Annotated in this window: 15 protein-coding genes; 7 read left to right on the forward strand and 8 right to left on the reverse strand. The window is 70.1% G+C overall.

Features of this window, described 5'->3' with window-relative positions:
* The first annotated feature begins 146 nt into the window (after positions 1-146).
* Positions 147-707 (forward strand): GNAT family N-acetyltransferase, encoded by a 561-nt coding sequence (locus AC07C1_RS37685; RefSeq protein ID WP_478946651.1) that lies wholly within the window; start codon positions 147-149, stop codon positions 705-707.
* Positions 708-751: 44 nt separating this feature from the next.
* Here AC07C1_RS37685 and AC07C1_RS37690 read toward each other — a convergent pair whose 3' ends face one another.
* The 7 genes from AC07C1_RS37690 to AC07C1_RS37720 all read right to left on the reverse strand — a co-directional run bounded on the left by AC07C1_RS37690 (position 752) and on the right by AC07C1_RS37720 (position 8,876).
* On the reverse strand, positions 752-2,323 hold the full coding sequence (locus AC07C1_RS37690) for a P-loop NTPase family protein (protein WP_478946652.1): 1,572 nt from the start codon (positions 2,321-2,323) through the stop codon (positions 752-754).
* A 9-nt stretch (positions 2,324-2,332) separates the two neighbouring features.
* A complete protein-coding gene (locus tag AC07C1_RS37695) occupies positions 2,333-3,745 on the reverse strand; it encodes an ATP-binding protein (RefSeq protein ID WP_478946653.1) in 1,413 nt (470 codons plus the stop codon).
* Between the two features lie 14 nt (positions 3,746-3,759).
* Positions 3,760-5,316 (reverse strand): SCO6880 family protein, encoded by a 1,557-nt coding sequence (locus tag AC07C1_RS37700; RefSeq protein WP_478946654.1) that lies wholly within the window; start codon positions 5,314-5,316, stop codon positions 3,760-3,762.
* The gene (locus AC07C1_RS37705; RefSeq protein WP_478946655.1) at positions 5,313-6,638 is read right to left on the reverse strand and encodes a hypothetical protein; all 1,326 of its coding nucleotides are present in this window, start codon (positions 6,636-6,638) and stop codon (positions 5,313-5,315) included. The genes AC07C1_RS37700 and AC07C1_RS37705 overlap by 4 nt, the downstream gene beginning before the upstream one ends.
* A complete protein-coding gene (locus tag AC07C1_RS37710; protein ID WP_478946656.1) occupies positions 6,628-7,458 on the reverse strand; it encodes a DUF8175 domain-containg protein in 831 nt (276 codons plus the stop codon). Before AC07C1_RS37710 ends, AC07C1_RS37705 begins: the two co-directional genes overlap by 11 nt.
* Positions 7,459-7,636: 178 nt before the next feature.
* Positions 7,637-7,945, reverse strand: coding sequence for a hypothetical protein (locus AC07C1_RS37715; protein WP_018548503.1), 309 nt, complete (start codon positions 7,943-7,945; stop codon positions 7,637-7,639).
* A 328-nt stretch (positions 7,946-8,273) separates the two neighbouring features.
* Complete coding sequence (locus AC07C1_RS37720; RefSeq protein ID WP_478946657.1) at positions 8,274-8,876, reverse strand: TetR/AcrR family transcriptional regulator; 603 nt, start codon at positions 8,874-8,876, stop codon at positions 8,274-8,276.
* A gap of 90 nt (positions 8,877-8,966) precedes the next feature.
* On the opposite strand from AC07C1_RS37720, the gene AC07C1_RS37725 reads away from it, so the two are divergent.
* The 5 genes from AC07C1_RS37725 to AC07C1_RS37745 all read left to right on the forward strand — a co-directional run bounded on the left by AC07C1_RS37725 (position 8,967) and on the right by AC07C1_RS37745 (position 13,663).
* A complete protein-coding gene (locus tag AC07C1_RS37725) occupies positions 8,967-9,890 on the forward strand; it encodes an oxidoreductase (protein WP_478946658.1) in 924 nt (307 codons plus the stop codon).
* A 201-nt stretch (positions 9,891-10,091) separates the two neighbouring features.
* The gene (locus tag AC07C1_RS37730; protein WP_478946659.1) at positions 10,092-10,880 is read left to right on the forward strand and encodes a trypsin-like serine peptidase; all 789 of its coding nucleotides are present in this window, start codon (positions 10,092-10,094) and stop codon (positions 10,878-10,880) included.
* Between the two features lie 137 nt (positions 10,881-11,017).
* Positions 11,018-11,974, forward strand: a complete 957-nt coding sequence (locus tag AC07C1_RS37735) for a C40 family peptidase (RefSeq protein ID WP_478946690.1) — start codon at positions 11,018-11,020, stop codon at positions 11,972-11,974.
* Between the two features lie 230 nt (positions 11,975-12,204).
* Entirely contained in the window at positions 12,205-12,906 is a 702-nt protein-coding gene (locus tag AC07C1_RS37740) for a phosphatase PAP2 family protein (RefSeq protein ID WP_478946660.1), read from the forward strand.
* A gap of 16 nt (positions 12,907-12,922) precedes the next feature.
* Entirely contained in the window at positions 12,923-13,663 is a 741-nt protein-coding gene (locus AC07C1_RS37745; protein ID WP_478946661.1) for a hypothetical protein, read from the forward strand.
* Positions 13,664-13,691: 28 nt separating this feature from the next.
* Here AC07C1_RS37745 and AC07C1_RS37750 read toward each other — a convergent pair whose 3' ends face one another.
* Positions 13,692-15,263: an FAD-binding oxidoreductase gene (locus AC07C1_RS37750; RefSeq protein ID WP_478946662.1), complete on the reverse strand. Its 1,572-nt coding sequence runs from the start codon at positions 15,261-15,263 to the stop codon at positions 13,692-13,694.
* A gap of 320 nt (positions 15,264-15,583) precedes the next feature.
* Between AC07C1_RS37750 and pstS the strand changes: the two genes are divergently transcribed.
* Positions 15,584-16,711, forward strand: coding sequence for a phosphate ABC transporter substrate-binding protein PstS (gene pstS / locus AC07C1_RS37755; protein WP_478946663.1), 1,128 nt, complete (start codon positions 15,584-15,586; stop codon positions 16,709-16,711).
* Positions 16,712-16,749: the final 38 nt, after the last annotated feature.

The following is a 16,749-nucleotide window of genomic DNA, read 5'->3' on the forward strand; positions in this document are numbered from 1 at the left end:
GGTACTGCAGGGGGGACCCTGTGGGAGAGTAGGACACCGCCGAACAAATTTTAGGGAAACCCCCGCATCGAAAGATGCGGGGGTTTTCTGCGTTCAGCCTCGAATATTCGGGTGAGCGGGCCCGGGGTGCGGGCTACGGTGGCCGCATGAGCACCTCGAACAGCGATGACTACCTTGTCCGCGCGATACGTCCCGACGAGTGGACCGCCGTGAAGCGGCTGCGCCTGGACGCCCTACGGGACCCGGTCGCGCATCTCGCCTTCCTTGAGACGTACGAGGAGGCCTCGGCCAAGTCGGACGCGTTCTGGCAGGAGCGGGCGATCGGTTCCGGAGAGAGGTCGGAGTCGGCACGGCAGGTCATCGCCGAGGCACCGGACGGGACCTGGGCCGGTACGGTCACCGTGCTCGTCGAAGAGGCCGGCACGACGGACTGGGCCGGGCACCCGGTCGAGCGCCGGCAGGGGCATGTGGTCGGCGTGTTCGTACGGCCCGAGCACCGCGGAAACGGGCTGATCAAGACACTCGTCGACGCCGGTGTGGCGTGGGCGTGGGAGCGCGGTGCCGAGCGGGTGCGGCTGTTCGTGCACGCGGACAACGCGCGGGCGCAGGGGGCGTACCGCAAGGTGGGGTTCGTGCCCAGCGGGCTGGTCGTGGCGTTCTCGAAGGACGAGGGCGAGAACGAGATGGAGTTCGTTCTGGAGCGGTAGTTCCGGGGCTCGTGTTCCGGGGCCGGGGTTTCGGGAAACCGGTCTTATACCGGTAGTTCCTGGTGCGGCCAGCGGGAGCGGGCCTGTTCGCGGGAGCGGAGGAGAGCGAGGGTCCGAAGGCCCTGGTCGGTTCCGGTGGCGACGAGGCCCGGCAGGTCCGGGAAGGGGGCGACGGCCGCGATGTCGTCCAGGACCAGGGTGAGTGGTGGGTCGAGCCGACCGGAGGATGACCGTTCGGCCATGCGCCGGCCGTGCTCGACCACGCTTGAGACGAGGGCCGTCAGGAGCGGCATCGCGCCGGGGTTGCTCCGGGGGTCCTCGATGGATTCACCGACCACATAAAGCGTGCCCCCTTCGTGGACGAAGGAATCCAAGGCGAGCGCATCAGTTCGGTTTGGAGTGCAGGCCTCGCGGATGTTGACCGTGGAAAGGGCGGACAGGGCTCGGCTCGTCAACTCGTGGGCCATGTCACGGCGTTCGGGGTGCGCGGTGAGGGCGGCCTCGAGCTCGCCCGCGGCGCCGGGGGCGGCCTTGGGGTGGGTACGGAGGGTTCGTACGGCGTCCTGGATCTGGTTGCCCTGGGACCAGCGGTGGACGTGGCGGATGGTGCGGGTTTCCAGGGCGGCGGCGTGGAGGTAGCTCCTCAGGAGCGTTATCGCCGTATCGGCCACCGCCTGGTCGATCTTCGCTGTGGGCTGGACCGGGCTCAGGAGGGCGGTGGCTCTCCGCAGGGCGGTCTGTCTGTCTTCGCAACCTGTGGTGGGGGACCAGTGGAGGCGGGCGGGGGTGTCGCAGAGGTGGGTGGGGTCGTAGAGCAGGGTGGGGCCCAGCTTGGCCCGGGCGTCCTTGCTGTCCTGCCAGAGGGCGGGGTTCGAGGTGACCACCAGGGTGGGGCCCTGTGCGTCCTGGATGGCCTGGGCCGCGGATGAGTGGCGGACCGCGGGTGGTCCGTAGCGCACCGTGCCTTCGGTGCGGTGCGCTTCCCACCCGACCGTCCGCTCACCGTCGCCCGGGGCGGCGCCCAAGGGGGCCGGCGACGCAGCCGCCTCCTGAACCGGCTCCGCAGGCCGCGCTGCCAGGGCCTGCTCCGCCGGTTGCGCTGCCAGGGCCGGCTCGGTCGGCCGGGGCTCCGGCTCCGTGCGGGGGACGGGAACCTCGTATCGTTGCCGGTGTTGCCCGGGTTGGCTCGGCGCCCGTGTTTCCGGTTCCCGGTCCGGCGCCGCGGCCTGCTCCGCTCGCCGTCCGGCCTTACCCGCTCGCCGGCGTGCCACCGCTCCCATCACGAACATGGCGAGGACGAACAGGGTCATCAGCTGGCCGATGAACAGGCCCCAGAACAGGCCCCAGCCGGACAGCTGGGCCGCGGGGGTGTCCGGCCAGGCGCCGGCGAGGTCGTGCGGTCGGCCGATGAGGTGGCGCATGGCCAGGGGGGTGCGGGTGAACGTGACGCCGTCGGGCCAGGCGCCCTGGGCGACGAGGGCGGCCAGGCCCGTGGCCGTCCACACCAGCACGGTCATGCCGAGGAGGAACGCGAGTAGGCCGATCAGGAGGCCGTCGGGGATGCCGCCCTGGCCCTCCCGCCGGTCGTCACTGCGGTCGCGAGCGTCCGGTCTCACGCCGTCCCCCTACGCCACCGTCGTTTCGGAGTCGCCCAGGTGCTGCTCCACGAAGGCCGCCGCCCGCTGCTCGGCCTCCAGTTCGGCGGCGCGCAGGGCGTCGTCGGCCATGAGGTCGGCGGAGGACTCGGTCATCGCGCGGTCGGTGAAGACCAGTGGGCGTTCCGTCTCCGTGATCAGGTGCTTGACCACCTGGACATTGCCGTTGACATCCCAGACGGCGATGCCGGGCGTCAAGGTCGGGATGATCTCCACCGCCCATCTGGGCAGACCCAGCACCCGGCCCGTGGCCCGCGCCTCGTCCGCCTTCTGGGCGTAGATCGTCCTGGTCGACGCCATCTTCAGGATGGCCGCCGCCTCCTTCGCCGCGGCCCCGTCGACCACGTCGGACAGGTGGTGGACGACCGCCACGAAGGACAGGCCGAGCCGTCGCCCGAACTTCAGCAGCCGCTGGAACAGCTGGGCCACGAAGGGGCTGTTGATGATGTGCCAGGCCTCCTCGACCAGGAAAATGCGCTTCTTGCGGTCGGGGCGGATCCAGGTGTGCTCCAGCCACACGCCGACGATCGCCATGAGGATGGGCATGGCGATGGAGTTACGGTCGATGTGGGACAGGTCGAACACGATCAGCGGGGCGTCCAGGTCGATGCCGACCGTGGTCGGGCCGTCGAACATGCCGCGCAGGTCACCGTCGACCAGCCGGTCCAGCACCAGGGCGACATCGAGTCCCCAGGCCCGTACGTCGTCTATGGCGACGTTCATCGCCTCGGCGGACTCCGGTTCGGGGTGCCGTAGCTGTTCGACGATGTCGGTCAGGACGGGCTGGCGGTCGACGATGGTCTCGTTGACGTAGGAGTGGGCGACCTTGAGGGCGAAGCCGGAGCGTTCGTCCAGGCCATGGCCCATCGCCACCTCGATGATCGTCCGGAGCAGCGCGAGCTGGCCGGTGGTGGTGATCGCCGGGTCCAGTGGATTGAGCCGGATGCCCATGTCCAGGGCGGCCGTCGGGTCCAGCCGGATGGGGGTTATCCCCAGCTCCTGCGCGATCAGGTTCCACTCGCCGACGCCGTCCTCGCCCTGGGCGTCCAGGACGACGACCTGGCGGTCCTTGAACCGCAGCTGGCGCAGGACGTACGTCTTCTCCAGCGCCGACTTGCCGTTGCCGGACTCGCCGAGGACGAGCCAGTGGGGGGCCGGGAGCTGTTGGCCGTAGAGCTGGAAGGGGTCGTAGATGTAGCCCTTTCCGGAGTACACCTCGCGGCCGATGATGACGCCGGAGTCGCCGAGGCCGGGCGCGGCGGTGGGCAGATACACCGCCTGGGCCTGGCCCGTGGAGGTGCGCACCGGCAGCCGGGTCGTCTCCACCTTCCCGAAGAGGAAGGCGGTGAAGGCGTCGGTGAGGACGGACAGCGGATCCCGCATCGGCGAATCAGCCCCTACCTTCGGATGCCGGTGGCGAAGGGAAGTGTGTTCACGAAGGCGCGGTGGTGCTCACGGTCGCACCACTCCAGCTTGAGGTACGACTTGCCGGCGGAGGCCCTTATCGTGCGCTTGTCGCGGGCGAGGGCCTCCGGGGTGCGGGAGGAGACGGTGATGTAGCCGACGAGGTTGACGCCTGCCGCGCCGCTGGCGAGGTCTTCGCCCCGCTGGTCGAGGCGGTTGTGCGCGGCGATGTCGCGGGGGTCCACCGTGCGGTTCATCTTGGCGGCGCGGGAGGCCTCGGCCTCGTCGTTGGTCTTCTCGGTCAGCATGCGTTCGATGGCTACCTCGGTGGGCTCGAGATCCATCGTCACGGCGACCGTTCGGATGACGTCCGGGGTGTGGACGAGGAGGGGGGCGAGGAAGTTGACACCGACGGGGGTCATGGGCCACTCCTTCACCCACGCCGTCGCGTGGCACCAGGGGGCGCGGGTGCTGGACTCCCGGGTCTTGGCCTGGAGGTAGGTGGGCTCCATGGCGTCCAGCTCGGCCGGCCAGGCGTTGCGCTTGGTCATCGCCTGGATGTGGTCGATGGGATGGTCCGGGTCGTACATGGAGTGGATCAGCGAGGCCAGCCGCCCCTGACCGAGCGGCTGCCGTACGCGGATGTCGGCCTCCTGGAGCCGCGAGCAGATGTCGGTCAGCTCGCGGGCCATGACGACGGCGAGCCCGGCGTCCCGGTCGACCTTGCCGCCGTGGGCGCGGACGGCCCGTGCCATGGCGTGGGCCTCGGCGGCCAGTTCGCGGTTGTAGTGCATGCAGGCGACGAGGTAGGCGCGGTGCTGCTCGCTGCTGGTGGACACCATGGACGCCAGTTGGTCGTACGACCGCTGCAGCCAGTCGGGGGAGCGGTTGTCGCCGCGCAGGGCGACGTCCTTGGCGTGCGCGTCCGGGTCGGCGGGGAGCGTGCGGGCGAGCATCTGCAGCCGGGTGACGAAGCCGTCTCCGTTGGCGACGTGCTTGAGGAGCGTGCCGAAGCGGTCGACCAGGGCTTCCTGGTCCTCGGAGTCGCGTAGGCCGACGCCGGGGCCTTCGATTTCGATGGCGGCTGTGACCGTCTTCCGGTCGGCGTGCAGCAGTACCGCGATCTCGTCGGGCCCGAAGGGAGCGGCGAGCCAGGAGATGCGCCCGATGCCCGGGGGCGGGCCGATCTCCACCTCCCGTCCGTCGAGGCGTGTCCCGGCCTCCATGACGTTCGACCGGTAGGCGGTTCCGCGCTTGACGGTGCGCTTGTAGCTGCGGTTGATCTCGAACCACTTGTAGAAGGTGCGGCGTTTGTACGGCACGTAGACCGCGGCGAGGGCGAGCAGCGGGAAGCCCATCAGCAGGACGATGCGCAGGGACAGGACCGGGACGAGGAGTCCGCACATCATGCCGAGGAACGCGCCGGCGATGATCAGTGCGATCTCGCCGGATTCGCGGTTCCGGCCGACGATCGCGTTCGGCCGGGCGCGGCCGATGAGATACGTACGGCGGGGCGTGACCGGATGGGACAGGTGGGACTCGGTCGTCAACGCCCTTCACCTCCCGAGCGGTTGTTGCGGGTGTTGCTGGCGTGCGGGGTGTTGACCGGGCTGGGCGCGCGGGGCGCGGGCGTGGCGGAGGGGACGGCTCCGCCGCCCCCGGTGGGGGTACGGCTGCTGTGGGCGGCGACACCGCCGGCGGCTGGGTTGGCCGGGCGGGGGCTGCTGGACTGTCCTTGTGCTCCGCCGCTGTCGGCGCGGGTGCTGTGGGTCTTGATGCCCTGGGCGACGAGGGTGGCGGGGGAGCTGATGACGGCGGCGGCCTTGCCCTCGGCGCCCTGCATGATGCGGTTGCTGCGGGAGCCGGCGATCTCGTCGCCGAAGCCGGGGACGAAGCGGTAGATCATCGCGCTGGCGAAGATGGCGAGCAGGATGATGGCGAGGCCGGAGACGACGGCGGAGAAGGCGTCGGGGCCGCTGTCGCCGGACAGCGCCCCGGCGAGGCCGAGCACGATCACGATGACCGGTTTGACGAGGATGACGGCGATCATGACGCCGGCCCAGCGGCGGACGTGTCCCCACAGGTTCTTGTCGACGAGTCCCGCGTAGACGACGGTGCCGAGGAGGGCGCCGACGTAGAGCAGGGCGGCGCGGATGACGAGCTCCAGCCAGAGGATGCCGGCGGCGAGGATGCTGACCAGGGAGACGACGATCAGCATGATCGGTCCGCCGCCGATGTCGGTGCCCTTGCCGAGGGCGCCGGAGAAGGTGCCGAAGAAGGTGTCGGTCTGGTCGCCGGTGGCCTTCGCGAGGACGTCCGTGACGCCGTCCGTCGCCGATACGACGGTGTAGAGGATCAGCGGGGTGAAGGCGGAGGCGAGCACGGTGAGCCACAGGAAGCCGACGGCTTCGGAGATGGCGGTGGTGAGGGGCACGCCGCGCACGGCTCGCTTGGCCACGGCCAGCAGCCACAGCACGAGGGTCAGGATCGTCGACGCGGCGAACACGACGGCGTACTGCTGCAGGAACTTGGCGTTGGTGAAATCTACGGTGGCGGTTTCGGTCACGGCCTTGCTGAGCTTCCCGATGGTCCAGGAGGCAGCGTCAGCACACCCCTTCGCCAGGGAGGAGAGGGGGTCGAGGGTGTCGGTGAGGGGATTGCTGGGGGTGCCGGTGAGGCCTTTGTTGGAGGCGCCGCTGCCGTTCTCGCAGTACTTCTTGGCAGGCCCTGCGATCAGCGAGCACGGGTCGTCGCTCTTGGAGGGAGTCGGCTTGGGGGCTGCGACCGCACTCGTGGCCAAGAGCACGACGGTTGTCTGGACGGCGGCCACCAGGCCGGTGAGCTTGAGCGCGCGGTGCTGGCTACCGGGCATATGTGAAGCCTCCGAACTGCTGGACCGCCTTGCTGATCTCGTCGGCCCCGGACACAGGGGTGTCACCGGTGACGGGAGTGGGACCGGTCCTCTGGCTGGATTCCCGGACCTTCCAATCACCGCTGTTCCAGCTCAGCTTCGTGGTCACGGTGAACCAACTGCTGGTCACCGGGTTGGTCGAACTGTCGCCGGCGAGCCCGAAGAGGCCGTTGCACCAGACCGAGACCGTGGCCGCACTGTCGCTGAATGACGTGACCTTGGTGCCGATCGGCATCGTGCGGTTCACGAAAGTGCTGCCCTTGGGCGCGCTGCCGTCGGCGTTGAGACCGATCTTCTGCAGAAACGCGGCCGAGTAGTCGGCGTCGAATCCTGACTGCATGCTGCTCGCGGTGCTGGGGTCAGCGATGGTCTGCACGATCTGGTGGCGTAGAGCAGTGTTGAACATGCCGTCAGATCCCAGAGCCGAGGCGTAGTTCGCCGCGGCGCTCTGCGCCCCCTGCTCCGTGTGGGCGAAGCCCGAGGGGATGTTGCCGGTCTTCGTCTCCACCGGTTTGGTTCCGCTGGCTGCCGTCGATGCGGCTCTCGGCTGGTCGTCCTTCGCCGTCGCGCCGTCGGCAGTTGAATCGTCCCCCCGGTTCGCGAAGGCGATTGCTGCGATGAGGAGGACTACCACGCCGACGACGGTCACCAGGCTGCGGGAGGAGGAGCGGCGGGCGCCCCGGCGTGGGGCGCCGCCGTAGGGGTCGCCCTCGGGCAGGCGGGTGCGGGTGTGGCCCGTGTCGCCGTAGTCGGTGTAACCCTGCTCGTCTCCCGGACTCATGCCGCGTGCGCCCCCTCCACCTCGTGGACATACGACGGTAGCCGTGCTGGTTCCCGCGCGGGCGCGGTGTGGTGACTCGACATCAGGGAGACGCAACCTCAGCCGGTGGGCACGACGGGTGGGTGGGGTGGAGGGGGCACCCGGGCGTGCCCGGGAGGGAAGGCGAGCGGAAAGGGCGTCAGACCGCCATGCCGTACACGATGGTGAACAGTGTGCCTAGGGAGCCGATGATGAAGACGCCGGTGAGGCCGGCGATGATGAGCCCCTTGCCCTGTTCCGCGCTGAACGTGTCGCGCAGGGCCGTCGCGCCGATCCGCTGCTTGGCCGCGCCCCATACCGCGATGCCGAGGCAGAGGAGGATGGCTACGGCCATGACCACCTCGATCATCACCTTGGCCTCGTTGCCCAGGGTGCCGAAGGGGCCCCAGTCCGGAGCGATCCCGCCGATGATGGTGTTGATGTCTCCCTTGTCGGCCGCGAAGAGCATGTAAATCACCGCCCCTGGTGGGTAGTTCCGCGAGCGCCCCTGCGGTGTGCAGAGGTCAGGACTCATTGTCGCCGACAACGTCGCCAACGTATGTCGACTTGACGTCATTGACTGGCGGGTTTCGTACGAATGGCACGTACGGTCACTCTGTGTATCACGGCAGGTCACGCCGGGCAACGAGGTCAGACCGGAACCTGTCGTGTGGTTCCGTCGTTGACCCTCTTTACGGCCTGGCACGTTTCTGACGGCTGGTCGGGTGAGGCGTCGGGACGATGTTCTCACGGGTGGTGACGGATGATGCCGTGCTCCGTGACGTGCCCGGTGGCGGTCAGCGGGGCTTGAGGCCGTTCAGCAGGTGGTGTACGTGCTCGTCGAGGCCGGTCAGGACCTGCTCCGGCGGGATCGAGCCGTTGGCGGCGAAGGCGGCGAGCCCGTGCAGGCTCGAGGCGGCGACGAGGGTGATGCGTTCCGGGTCGCCGGCGACGATCTCGTTGCGTGCCTGGGCGTCCGCGACCAGCCGCATGAAGGAGCCGACGGATCGGTCCACGGCGTCGGCGAGGTGCGCCGAGGCGTCGGGGTCGTGCTTGCGCGTGAACATCAGCTCCAGCAGCGTGGCGTTCTCGACGGCGAACCCGACGTAGGCCTTCGCCAGCCCGGCCAGTCGCGGCTCCAGGGGCAGCCTCGCGTCGTCCACGGCCTCCAGGGCGCCGGCGAGCCGTTCGTACCCGGCCAGGGCCAGGGCGTCGAGCAGGGCCTGCTTGTCCTTGAAGTGCCGGCCGGGGGCGGCGTGGCTCACCCCGATCTCGCGGGCCAGCTCACGCAGGGAGAGGGCGCCGGCGCCGCGCTCGCGCAGGGTCCGCTCGGCGGCCGTCAGGAGGGCGGCGCGCAGGTCTCCGTGGTGGTAGCGGCGGTTCTCGGGCATGTGGGCCATCGTATCGGAATGTAGTCAGCGTCAGCTTTGTAGGCGGCGTCACCATTGTTGTCATTGACAGCATTGTTGGCGCCGTCTACATTCAGGGGCATGGCTGACAAGACCGCCGCGCGCACCGCGCGCTCATGGAACGCGACCCGCCTCCCCGACCTCTCCGGCCGCACGGCCGTGGTCACCGGCGCCAACAGCGGCATCGGTTTCGCCGCCGCCGACGCGCTGGCCCGCGCGGGAGCGCACGTGGTGTTCGCCGTACGGGATCCCGAGCGTGGCCGGGCCGCCGCCGCGCGCGTGACCGGCAGCACGGAGGTGCGCCGGCTCGACCTCGCCGACCTGGCCTCCGTCCGCGAGTTCGCCGCCTCCTGGGACCGCCCGCTGGACCTGCTGATCAACAACGCCGGCGTGATGCTGGTTTCGGAGCAGCGGACCGTCGACGGCTTCGAGATGCAGTTCGGGACGAACCACCTCGGTCACTTCGCCCTGACCAACCTGCTGCTGCCGTATGTCGGCGACCGGGTGGTGACGGTCTCCTCCGCCGCACACCGGATGGGCGACCGCAGGATCCACTTCGACAACCCGAACCTCACCGGCCGCTACACCCCGCAGCGCGCCTACTCCCAGTCCAAGCTGGCGAACCTCCTGTTCACCCTGGAACTCCAGCGCCGCCTGACCGAGTCCGGTTCCTCCGTCCGCGCCCTCGCGGCCCACCCCGGCTGGGCGGCCACGAACCTCCAGAGCCACGCCGCCAACCCCGTCGCCCGTATCGCCATGCAGATCGGCAACCGTTTCCTGGCCCAGGACGACAAGGCCGGCGCCCTGCCCACCCTCTACGCGGCCACCCAGGACCTCCCCGGCGCGTCGTACGTCGGCCCCGGCGGCCCCGGTGAGATGCGCGGTGCTCCCACCCTGGTCGGCCGCAGCACCGCGGCGAGCGACCCGGAGGCTGCCCGGCGGCTGTGGACGCTGTCGGAGGAGCTGACGGGCGTGGAGTGGGGGCTCGCGGCGGCGGAGCGGTGACGCGGTGACGGGTCTGTTCCGCGGCCCGAGACCACACCGGCGGAAACGGTGGAGGGCGGGACGACGGCCACGTTGTGATCCGCGCCGCCCGGTTCTGCCAGGGCTTTTCAAGGCTGCGGTGGCGGGGCACCAGGGGTTCACAGCAAAATCTCAGTGACGTCGGAGCGGATTTCTCACCTCCGTGGGACAGAGTGGGGCCCGATGAAGCGCATCTCACGCATCTCACGCGTCTCGCCGACCTCGCGTCCCGCGTTGCTGGGCGCCGTGGTGCTGCTCGCCCTGACCTCGGCGTCCGTGGCCGCCGCCGACGACGGTCGCGGACCCTTGGGGGTCACCGCCGATGCCGTCGCGTCCCGGCACAGCGTGCGGATAGGTGCGCTCTTCGGCGTGCACCGGGCGGATCGGGCGCCCCGGCTGCCCGGGGGCCACTTCTGCACCGCCTCGGTGGTGCACAGCCCGCGGGGCGATCTCATCGTCACCGCCGCGCACTGCGTGACCGGCGTCGCCGGCGACCTGGTGTTCGCGCCGGGCTACCGGAACGGGCGGGCGCCCTACGGGGTGTGGAAGGTGACGCGGCGCTTCGTGCCCGACGGGTGGGTCAAGGGCCAGGACGAGGACAGTGACCTCGCGTTCGCCACCGTCGCCGAACTGGACGGCAGGCACATCGAGGACGTCGTGGGGGCCAACCGGCTCACGGCCGGGGTGGCCACCGGTGCCACCGCCGTGACCGTCACCGGCTACCCGGACTCCCGAGAGGCGCCCATCAGCTGCACCAACAGGCCGGCCCCGCACAGCGGCACCCAGCAGCGCATCGCCTGCCCCGACTTCACGGGCGGCACCAGCGGCAGCCCCTGGATCAACGGCGACAGCCAGGTCGTGGGCATCCTCGGCGGCCACGAACAGGGCGGCGCCACCGCCGACATCTCCTTCAGCGTGGTGCTGGGGAGAGAGGCGGCGGAGCTGTACGAGGACGCCACCGACGGCTCCTGAGAAAGGGTCACCTCCGCGCCGCCGCTTGTGAAATGACGCCACTTCACGTCCAAATGGCCTTGACCGGCGCCCGCATGGGGGAAAGTTGAACCGTGCGGAAGGTATGGGTGATCGGTGGGGTGGCCGTCGGGCTCGGCATGGGCTTCGTCATGCTGCTCGTCGTCGGGGTGTACGTCATCGCCGGCAATCTCGTCAACGGAGTGACCTCGGGGAGCCGGGGGCTCGCCAAGGGAGCCGTGCCGGCCGCCTACAAGCAGCTCGTGCAGCAGTGGGGCAACCTGTGCCCGGCGCTCAGCCCGGCGCTGCTCGCCGCCCAGCTGTACCAGGAGAGCGGCTGGAACCCGACCGTCGTCAGCCCGGCCGACGCGCGCGGCATCGCGCAGTTCATCCCGAGCACCTGGGAGACGCACGGCATCGACGGCAACGGCGACGGCAAGCGCGACATCTGGGACCCGAATGACGCGATTCCGTCGGCCGCATCCTACGACTGCGAGCTGGCGAAGTACGTGAAGGACGTGCCCGGGAACACCTCCGACAACATGCTCGCCGCCTACAACGCGGGTGCCTACCGCGTCATAAGGGCGCGCGGGGTTCCGTCCATCAGCGAGACGCGGAACTACGTCCAGCGGATCCGCAGCCTGGAGAAGAGCTTCGCCGCTCCGGTGACCCGGATCGATCCCACGCGGCAGGCCGCCGGCGCCATCGCCTTCGCGCAGGGCAAGCTCGGCACGCCCTATCTGTGGGGTGGCGACGGCACCGCCGACCAGGGCGGACGCTTCGACTGCTCGGGTCTGACCAAGGCCGCGTACGAGAAGGTCGGCATCACCCTGCCCCGGGTCGCCAACGACCAGTACAACGCGGGGCCGCACCCGTCGCGGGACCAGTTGCTCCCCGGCGATCTGGTCTTCTTCTCCGACGACCTCACCGACTCCCGGGCCATCCGGCACGTGGGTGTCTACGTCGGCGGCGGGTACATGATCGACGCTCCGCGGTCGGGTGCCGTGATCCGGTTCGACCCGGTCGACACCCCCGACTACTTCGGTGCCACACGGGTCACCGAAGATGGCGCAAAAGCACTCCCCACGACAGTGTGAACCGAGCGTGAACCCACCCCCTGAGCTGCGGTGATGAGTCTCTCTTCGATAACGTCTGCGTGATCATTCGGTGGAGAGTGGAACGTATCAATGGTGGCTGTGCGTTCCTGTTGACGTAGCCGAGCGGACGTCAGTGCGGCAGTGCAGCGGAAGCGGATCTACGACCCACGGGGGGCAGGAGCGACGCACACCCGGTGCGTCCGGAACAACGACGAAGGGGCCGCAGCACCATGGCTGTACTCGCCGAATCCGGATCGAACCCCGACGTCGACCTGCTCTACGACATCAATGGCCTGGCCAAGGACGCCCCGCACTGGTTCGACCGGGCCATGGAGTTCGTGGGCGAGTACGGTCTGCTGCTCGCGATGGTGGCGCTGATCCTGTGGTGCTGGTGGTCCGTGCGGCGCCGGGCCGGCGAGGACGCCGCGCCCTCGGTGGCCGCGCTGCTCTGGGCCCCGCTCGCGGCCGGCCTCGCGGTCCTGGTGAACGTACCGATCCGGGGCTTCGTCGAACGCCCCCGCCCCTTCGTCGACCACCGGGGCCTGGACGTCCTGGTCTCCGGCAAGAACGACTTCTCCTTCGTCAGCGACCACGCGACGATCACGATGGCGCTCGGGGTGGGACTCTTCGTCGCCAACCGCCGCTTCGGCCTCGCGGGCATCGTCCTGGCCCTGCTGGAGGGCTTCTGCCGGGTCTACATGGGCGTGCACTACCCGACGGACGTCATCGGCGGATTCGCGCTGGGCACGGCCGTCGTCCTGCTGCTGTCCCCGCCGGCCACGGCGCTGCTCACCCCGCTGATGCGGGCCGTGGAGCGTTCGCCGCGCGCCGGGTGGATCGTGCGGCGCCGGCCGGCGGCGGACCGCCGGGACGCCCTGCTGTCCGGCGCCCGCAAGCGCCTGGAAACCGAGGAGCGCGACCTCGCGGCATAGCCGTACGCTCCCGCGCATGACCAAGTTTTTCGCCACGGTGTGCCTGCCGCCGACCGCGCCCCGCAAGGTGCCGGCGGCGATAGCCGTGGCCATGGCGCCGTACGACATGAACGCCGGCGACGACTGGAACCCGGTCGGCGAATGGGACGCCTGGTACATCCACGTGCACCCCGAGACGCCCTACCTGGTCCGGCCCGAGCACGACGGTGACCGCAGGCTCCTCACGGCCGCCACCGTCCCCCGCCGCAAGGCCGGTCTCGAGCCGCTCGGCCCGCTGGAGTGCTACGGCGGTCCCCGGGGGCTGCTCGACCTGGACGCCATGCGGCGGCGGGCGGTCGGGGAGCACGACGCCCTGCGCGCCGCGTGGGAGGCACTGGCCGCGGCGCATCCGCCGGCCCGCCCGCTGTCGGAGTTCGTCGCCCGCCACGAGTCCGACCCGGACGGCTACCCCCTCGCGCAGGCGAAGGAGGACCATCTGCTGCAGCCCCTGGTGCAGGAGGTGGCCCAGCGGGCGGTCGCGGGCGACCCGCACTTCGGCATGTCGTTCCTCACCACCGACCCGGTCGCCTACTTCGCGGTGGACCACGAGCGGGTGCGCGAGGGGGCACTGCGCAGCGCCGTCGCCGGGTACGCGCTGCTCACCCTCGACGGCCGGTGGAAGGACGGCGGCGGCGAGGGCTACTGGGAGTGGGCCGACGACCAGCTGGAGAACCTCGACCCGGACGCCGTGGTCGTCGACGTGCTCTGCCACTGCTGAGCCACGCGCTCGCGCGGGAGCGCCCGGCCTACAGCCCCTGCGCGTAGGAGAAGAAGCGCTGTGGGTCGTAACTCTTCTTCACCTTCCCCAGCCGCGTCGCCGCGTCCCCGTAGTACGCCGTGCGCCAGTTCTTCAGCGTCGGGTCGGCGTAGTTCTGGTACGCGGCACCCGAGGCGTACGGCTTCATCGCGTCATGGGCCGACGTCAGCCAGGACTGCGCGGTGCTGCCGGACGCCCCCGCGCCCCACGAGGCGATGTACTGGGCCAGCATCCGGGAGCGGCGGTGGACGAACGCCGTCGCGGTGGGGGAGACCCGGTTGACCGCGCCGCCGAGGGCCGTGAACGCGATGCTGCCCGCGCCGCCCCGCACGGAGCTGATCTGCCGCAGCACGGTCTGGATGCCCGCGGCGGACAGCGAGCGGTCGAAGAAGTCGGAGCGGGCCGCGTACGTCTCACGGCCGAGCCTGCCCTGCGGCGAGCGGCCCGGGGTGGACCCGGGCAGATGGCACTGGGAGTCGGCGGAGAAGGAGGAGCAGCCGGCGTAGATCTCCATCGCCTCCTCGTAGCCCCGGCGGCGCAGGGTGACGGAGGAGGCGTTCGCGCCGGCCTGGTGGGCCAGGCGGTCCACGGCGTTCTGCAGTTCGCCGTAGGTGCCCAGAGAGAAGCAGGCCACCGAGATGGTCGGGGTCCGGCCCGGCGAGCACGCCAGGTGCAGGGAGGACCAGATCTCGTCGGGCTGGCTCGGGCCCCAGGCCTGCCAGGCCTTGAGCACCGCGGCCGCCTTCGACCAGGGCCAGGTCATGTACGCGGTGACCGCCTGCGGTGCCGGGTGGGTCTTGAAGTGCAGCTCGGTGACGACGCCGAAGTTGCCGTTGCCGGCGCCGCGCAGCGCCCAGAACAGGTCGGAGTGGTGGCTCGCGTCGGCGGTGACCTGGGTGCCGTCGGCCGTGATCAGGGTGGCCTGGGTGAGGCTGTCGCAGGTCAGGCCGTAGGCGCGGGAGGCGACCCCGTGGCCGCCGCCGAGCACCAGACCCGAGACGCCGACGGTGGGGCAGGAGCCGGCCGGTATGGTCACGCCCTTCGCGGCCAGCGCCCGGTATACGTCGATCAGTTTTGAGCCGGCGCCCACGACCGCCTGTCCGCCGCTCACCCGGACCCGGTTCAGCTTGGACACGTCGAGGATCAGGCGGTTGTCGCCGGAGGAGTAGCCGGCGTAGGAGTGGCCGCCGTTGCGAATCGACACCCGTACGTTGTGGGCGTGGGCGTACGCCAGCGTTGTCCGGATGTCGGCGGTGTGCGCGACGTAGGCCACCGCGGCCGGTTTCAGGCCGTCGAAGCGGGTGTTGTACAGCTGGTGGGCCGTCTTCCAGGACGTGTCACCGGGCTGCACCAGGGCGCCGTCCAGGTCACGGGCGAGGGCCGTCCAGTTCGCGGCGGCGTTCGCGCTGGTGGACTTCAGGGTCGTGAGGGAGGATGAGCCGGACGGCTTGCCGGTGTGCGCCGCGGCCGGGGCGGGGTGGCTTCCGCCCGCACCGCACCCGGTCAGTGCGGTCGTCGCCAGGGCGGCCGCCCCGCCCGAGATGAACGTACGCCGTTCCATGTCCGTCGCCTTTCCTCGGCTCTCCTGAACGAGACGACGTCATGCGTCGCGGGGTTCCCCGGATCGGGTGGAGAACATCGCATACATGTCCGCGTAACCCGGCCGCCGGGACCTCCACGTGCTCTCCCCGTAAGCATTCCGTGACCTCACCGGGCTGACGGCAGGGGTTCACCTCTCGTTCACTTCCGGCCATCGGCGGCTTCACCTGTTCTGCCTAGTTTCGGCCGTGCACGGTGCGGAGTGCGGCCATACATGCGCTCACGCATCTCACGACTTCGCACGCCGCCGACAGCGGCGGCTCCTGGAAGGAACTCCCGAAAGTGAAGCTTCAGCGCAAGAACCGGCTGCGCGCCGTCTCCCTCGGTGCGATCGCCGTCTCCGGCGCCCTGGCGCTGACGGCGTGCGGCTCCGACGACAACGGCAACAACAACTCGGGCGGCAAGTCGTCGGCCTCGGCCAGCGCGGGCTCCATCAAGTGCGACAACGCCAAGGGTCAGCTGCTCGCGGACGGCTCCTCCGCGCAGAAGAACGCGATCGACGCCTGGGTCAAGCAGTTCTCCCAGGCCTGTGGCGTGCAGATCAACTACAAGGGCGCCGGCTCCGGTGCCGGTGTCACCTCCTTCAACCAGGGCCAGATCGCGTTCGCCGGTTCGGACTCCGCGCTGAAGCCCGAAGAGGTCACCGCCTCCAAGAAGGTCTGCTCCGGCGGCCAGGGCATCGACCTGCCGATGGTCGGCGGCCCGATCGCCCTCGGCTACAACGTCCCGGGTGTCGACAACCTGGTCCTGGACGCCCCGACGATCGCCAAGATCTTCGACAGCAAGATCAAGAACTGGAACGACCCGGCGATCAAGAAGCTGAACCCGTCGGCGAAGCTCCCCGACCTGAAGATCCAGGCGTTCCACCGCTCCGAGGACTCCGGCACCACCGACAACTTCACCAAGTACCTGATCGCCACCACCCCGGACAACTGGAAGTACTCCGGCGGCAAGGCCTGGCAGGCGCAGGGCGGCCAGGCGGCCTCCGGCTCCGCCGGTGTGGCCCAGGGCGTCAAGCAGAACTCCGGCGCGATCGGCTACTTCGAGCTGTCCTACGCCAAGGACATCACCACCGTCGCCATCGACACCGGTGCCAAGGCCCCGGTCAAGCCGTCCACCGACTCCGCCACCGCCGACATCGCGGCCGCCAAGGTCGTCGGCACCGGCAAGGACCTGACGCTGCAGCTCGACTACAAGACCAAGGCCGAGGGCGCCTACCCGATCACCCTGGTCACCTACGAGATCATCTGCGACAAGGGCAACAAGGCGGACACCCTGGCCGCCACCAAGGCCTTCCTGCGCTACATCGCCGGTGAGGACGGCCAGAAGGTCCTGACGCAGAACGACTACGCCCCGATCCCCGACGAGATCATCGCGAAGGTCCGCACCACCATCGACGGCCTGAGCTGACCTGATTCCGAGAGTGCGGCCCCGGTCCCCACAGGGCC

Source organism: Streptomyces sp. NPDC045022, from assembly GCF_056432605.1.

Coding starts and splice junctions, on each gene's coding strand:
- AC07C1_RS37685 (WP_478946651.1), top strand. CDS start 147: ATGAGCACCTCGAACAGCGATGACTACCTTGTCCGCGCGATACGTCCC.
- AC07C1_RS37695 (WP_478946653.1), bottom strand. CDS start 3,745: ATGCGGGATCCGCTGTCCGTCCTCACCGACGCCTTCACCGCCTTCCTC.
- AC07C1_RS37705 (WP_478946655.1), bottom strand. CDS start 6,638: ATGCCCGGTAGCCAGCACCGCGCGCTCAAGCTCACCGGCCTGGTGGCC.
- AC07C1_RS37710 (WP_478946656.1), bottom strand. CDS start 7,458: ATGAGTCCGGGAGACGAGCAGGGTTACACCGACTACGGCGACACGGGC.
- AC07C1_RS37715 (WP_018548503.1), bottom strand. CDS start 7,945: ATGCTCTTCGCGGCCGACAAGGGAGACATCAACACCATCATCGGCGGG.
- AC07C1_RS37720 (WP_478946657.1), bottom strand. CDS start 8,876: ATGGCCCACATGCCCGAGAACCGCCGCTACCACCACGGAGACCTGCGC.
- AC07C1_RS37725 (WP_478946658.1), top strand. CDS start 8,967: ATGGCTGACAAGACCGCCGCGCGCACCGCGCGCTCATGGAACGCGACC.
- AC07C1_RS37730 (WP_478946659.1), top strand. CDS start 10,092: ATGAAGCGCATCTCACGCATCTCACGCGTCTCGCCGACCTCGCGTCCC.
- AC07C1_RS37735 (WP_478946690.1), top strand. CDS start 11,018: ATGGGCTTCGTCATGCTGCTCGTCGTCGGGGTGTACGTCATCGCCGGC.
- AC07C1_RS37740 (WP_478946660.1), top strand. CDS start 12,205: ATGGCTGTACTCGCCGAATCCGGATCGAACCCCGACGTCGACCTGCTC.
- AC07C1_RS37745 (WP_478946661.1), top strand. CDS start 12,923: ATGACCAAGTTTTTCGCCACGGTGTGCCTGCCGCCGACCGCGCCCCGC.
- AC07C1_RS37750 (WP_478946662.1), bottom strand. CDS start 15,263: ATGGAACGGCGTACGTTCATCTCGGGCGGGGCGGCCGCCCTGGCGACG.